Source organism: Tabrizicola sp., assembly GCF_051645465.1.
GTDB lineage: Bacteria > Pseudomonadota > Alphaproteobacteria > Rhodobacterales > Rhodobacteraceae > Tabrizicola.
In genome coordinates, this window is sequence record NZ_JBOFBI010000108.1 from 1 (window position 1) to 3,667 (window position 3,667).

General features: G+C 65.0%; 4 protein-coding genes. 1 reads left to right on the plus strand and 3 read right to left on the minus strand.

Annotated elements, in window-relative coordinates; genetic code table 11:
- Positions 1-313: MarC family protein (locus ACRCSW_RS06795; protein WP_438703684.1), on the minus strand; the 313-nt coding region annotated here is incomplete at its 3' end.
- A 163-nt stretch (positions 314-476) separates the two neighbouring features.
- On the opposite strand from ACRCSW_RS06795, the gene ACRCSW_RS06800 reads away from it, so the two are divergent.
- A complete protein-coding gene (locus tag ACRCSW_RS06800) occupies positions 477-1,193 on the plus strand; it encodes a hypothetical protein (RefSeq protein WP_438703685.1) in 717 nt (238 codons plus the stop codon).
- Here the strand turns inward: ACRCSW_RS06800 and ACRCSW_RS06805 are convergent.
- On the minus strand, positions 1,190-3,034 hold the full coding sequence (locus tag ACRCSW_RS06805; protein WP_438703687.1) for an ABC-F family ATP-binding cassette domain-containing protein: 1,845 nt from the start codon (positions 3,032-3,034) through the stop codon (positions 1,190-1,192). The genes ACRCSW_RS06800 and ACRCSW_RS06805 overlap by 4 nt on opposite strands.
- A 42-nt stretch (positions 3,035-3,076) precedes the next feature.
- Complete coding sequence (locus tag ACRCSW_RS06810; RefSeq protein WP_438703689.1) at positions 3,077-3,505, minus strand: VOC family protein; 429 nt, start codon at positions 3,503-3,505, stop codon at positions 3,077-3,079.
- Positions 3,506-3,667: the final 162 nt, after the last annotated feature.

Genomic DNA, 3,667 nt, shown 5'->3' on the forward strand with positions numbered 1-3,667 from the left:
CCGCCTGCTGCCCCTCCCGCCGCTGGGTCCGCCGCTCGAAGAGCATGTCGAGAGCGGTCAGGAACAGCAGGATCCCGCCCGCGATCCGGAACGCGGGCATCGAGATGCCGATGAACCCCAGGATCGCCTCGCCCGCCAGTCCGAACAGCAGCAGAAGGCACGACGCGATGATGCAGGCCCGCAGCGCCATCGCCCTGCGCTTCTCCGGCCCCATCCCCCGCGTCAGCGCGATGAAAAGCGGCACCAGCCCCGGCGGGTCGATCACCACGAAGAGGGTGGCGAAAGCGGTGATCAGGAAGGCGGTGTCGGGCATTGGGGCTCCGTTCTGAAATGGAAGGTAGCCCGGCAATCGCGACTTTGGGAAGAGGGACTTGCGGGGCGGCGATCCAGCTTCCCTAGAAGTGCAGAGGGCGCTTGTTTCGTGACGGATCGGAGAGGATATTGCGGCCGGGCGGCGTCGAGGCAAGGCGGGAAAAATGCGCGAGATGACCGGGAAGGAACGAGCTCAGCTCGAGGAGATGGTCATCGCGAGCCGTCGTCCGGGCTGGGGTGAGCACTTCTGGCTGCTTGTCGCCGCAGCGACCGTATTGCCGACCCTCTACTCCGCTATCCTGCTTGTACCACTTGCCATCGGTGCGCGACTGATCGGTTTCCCCATCGGGAACGGTGCCTGGAAGGCGAATCCCATCACCTATTATGGCGCGATCCTCGTGGTGGCGGGTATCTGGCTTGCCATGGTCGCGCTCCAGATACGCTGGTCAATTCGGGCCGAAGGCAGCCGGTCGCACGGATTGGCGAAGCTCAAGGAAGATCTGGCACGCGGTCTGGTCCGCGATGAGGTGCTGACCGTCACGGGCGCAAAGCTCCTGCGCGAGCCGGAGCATGACATGATCGTCTTCTTCCTGCAGCTGTCGAACGGGAAATGCTTCGTGCTTTACGACTATGACTCGGTGGACATCAACGGTGAGTTCGACGGGCAAAGCCGACCGACATTGACGCCGCGCGAGATATTTCACCTTGTGACGTTCCCGGCTTCGAAGCGACGGGGGTGGAGCTTTTCAGGGCCTGAAATTGCCTTGCCGGACGTTCTGCCAATGGCTGCAACACCCGATCTGTGGCCCGAAGACGAAAGCTGGTGCCGGGTGAAGTGGGAGAACATCGAGCGGCACTACGGGCCGAAGAAGAACCGCTAAGCCGCTGCCTCCAGCTTTTCCTGGGCGGCGAGCCACATCGCCTCGGCCCGGTCCAGCGCCTCCATCACCTCGGCGTATTTCTTGTTCCAGGTCTCCAGCTCGCCCACCCGCCCGGCCTCATAGAGCGCCGGATCGGCCAGCTTCTTCGCCAGCTTGTCGCGCATGTCGTTCAGCTTCGCCAGCCGCTCCTCGCATTTGCGAACCTCGGCCTTCAGCGACAACACCTCGTCGCGGCTGGCCTTCTTCGGCTTTTCCAGCGGCTTGGCGGGCTTCGTCTCCTCATCCCCGGCCAGAAGCTGGTGGCGGTAGGCCTCCAGATCCTCGGTATAGGGCACCACCGCACCGCCCTTGACCAGCCACAGCCGGTCGGCCACCAGACCCAGCAGGTGCATGTCGTGGGACACCAGGATCACCGCACCGGAATACTCCGTCAGCGCCTCGACCAAGGCCTCGCGGCTTTCCATGTCGAGGTGGTTGGTCGGCTCGTCGAGGATCAGAAGATGCGGCGCGTCGATGGTGGCCAGCAAAAGCGACAGCCGCGCCTTCTGCCCACCGGACAGCCGCCCGACCACCGTCTCCGCCTGATCCGCCATCAGGCCAAAGCCCGCCAGCCGCGCCCGGAGCTTTGCCTGACCCTCGGCAGGGCGCAGCCGCATGATGTGCTGCAGGGGGGTCTCGTCGATGTGCAGCTCATCCACCTGATGCTGCGCGAAATAGCCGATCCGGAGCTTGGAGGACCGTACCACACGGCCCTCGGACGCTTGAAGTTTCCCCGCCAACAGCTTCGACAGCGTCGACTTTCCTTCGCCATTGCGGCCGAGAAGGGCGATCCGGTCGTCCTGATCAATCCTCAGCGAAAGTTTCCGCAACACCGGCGGCCCGCCATAACCGACGGCGGTGCCTTCCATGTTGATGATCGGCGGCGACAGCTCTTCCGGGGCAGGGAAGGTGAAGACCACCTTCTTGGCATCCTCCGGCGCCACGATCGGCGTCATCTTCTCCAGCATCTTCACCCGGCTCTGCGCCTGCACGGCTTTCGAGGCCTTGGCCTTGAACCGGTCCACGAAAGACTGCAGATGCGCCCGGCGCAATTCCTGCTTCTTCGCCTCGGCCTGCAGAACGGCGCGACGTTCGGCCATCTGCCGCGCGAACTGGTCGTAGGGGCCGGTCCAGTAGGTGAGCTTGCGGTCGTCAAGATGCAGGATGCCGCTTACGGCGCGGTTCAGAAGGCCGCGGTCGTGGCTGATGATCAGGACCGTGTGGGGGTATTTCTGGAGATAGGCCTCCAGCCACAAAGCCCCTTCAAGGTCCAGATAGTTGGTCGGTTCGTCCAGGAGGAGATAGTCCGGCTGGGCAAAGAGAACCCCCGCCAGCGCCACCCGCATCCGCCAGCCGCCGGAAAAGGCAGAGCAGGGCATCAGCTGTTCGGCCGCATCGAACCCGAGGCCCTTCAGAATGGCCGAGGCGCGACCCTCCGCCGACCAGGCGTCGATATCGGCCAGACGGTGCTGGATATCGGCGATGCGATGGGGGTCGGTGGCGGTGTCGGCTTCGGCCATCAGGGCGGTACGCTCGGTGTCCGCCTGCAGCACCGTCTCCAGCAGCGAGGTTTCCGACGACGGCACCTCCTGCGCCACGCCGCCGATCCGGGCGCGGGAGGGCAGGGTGATCGTGCCTCCCTCCAGCGCCAGTTCGCCCCGGATCAGGCGGAAAAGCGTGGTCTTGCCCGCACCGTTGCGGCCGACGAGGCCCACCTTGTGGCCCGCGGGAATCGTCGCGGAGGCGCCCTCGAACAAAGGGCGGCCTTCGACGGAATAGGTGATGTCTTCGATCTTCAGCATGGCGCGGGGCTTGCCCTATGTCGGGCGGGCCGTCAACCGGCCTCAGCCGCGCCCGTCGGGGTATTCGGCGGGGCCTTTCAGCTCAAGCAGATTGCCGAACGGATCGCGGATGTAGAACGAATGCCCCATGCCGCGCGCGCCGCCGTGGGTGGCCTCGCGCTCGATCGCCACGCCATGCGCGGCAAGATGCGCCCGCATCGCACCAGGTGCAAAAGGCGAGGTGGCGATGCAGAGGTGATCGACGTTGCGCCCGCCTTTGACCGGCGGAATCGCCCCGGCGGCCCCCGGATGAGTAATGTCCCACAGCACGATCAGCGCGGCCCCGCACCAGACCTGCTCCATCCCCAGGGCAGGGTAGCTGTAGCCCGGCACGCACCCCAGGACACGGGCGTAGAAATCCATCGCCTTCGCCATGTCATCGACGAGGAACACGACATGATCGATGCCGACAAGGCTGAACGGCGGTTGCATCGCTGTCTCCTTCGCCGCCACAGAACAGGGGTCTAATCCGCTTTTCAAGACCCCCATCGCGTGCTAGCAGGGCCGCGCATCAATTCCGGCGCGGAGCAGCGGCTTCGCGCCTTGTCATCTGGAGAGAGCCATGGCCACCGAACGCACCCTGTCGATCATCAA

Excerpts from the sequence above, each read along its gene's own strand:
- ACRCSW_RS06800 (WP_438703685.1), top strand. The coding sequence starts at position 477 with ATGCGCGAGATGACCGGGAAGGAACGAGCTCAGCTCGAGGAGATGGTC.
- ACRCSW_RS06810 (WP_438703689.1), bottom strand. The coding sequence starts at position 3,505 with ATGCAACCGCCGTTCAGCCTTGTCGGCATCGATCATGTCGTGTTCCTC.
- ACRCSW_RS06805 (WP_438703687.1), bottom strand. The coding sequence starts at position 3,034 with ATGCTGAAGATCGAAGACATCACCTATTCCGTCGAAGGCCGCCCTTTG.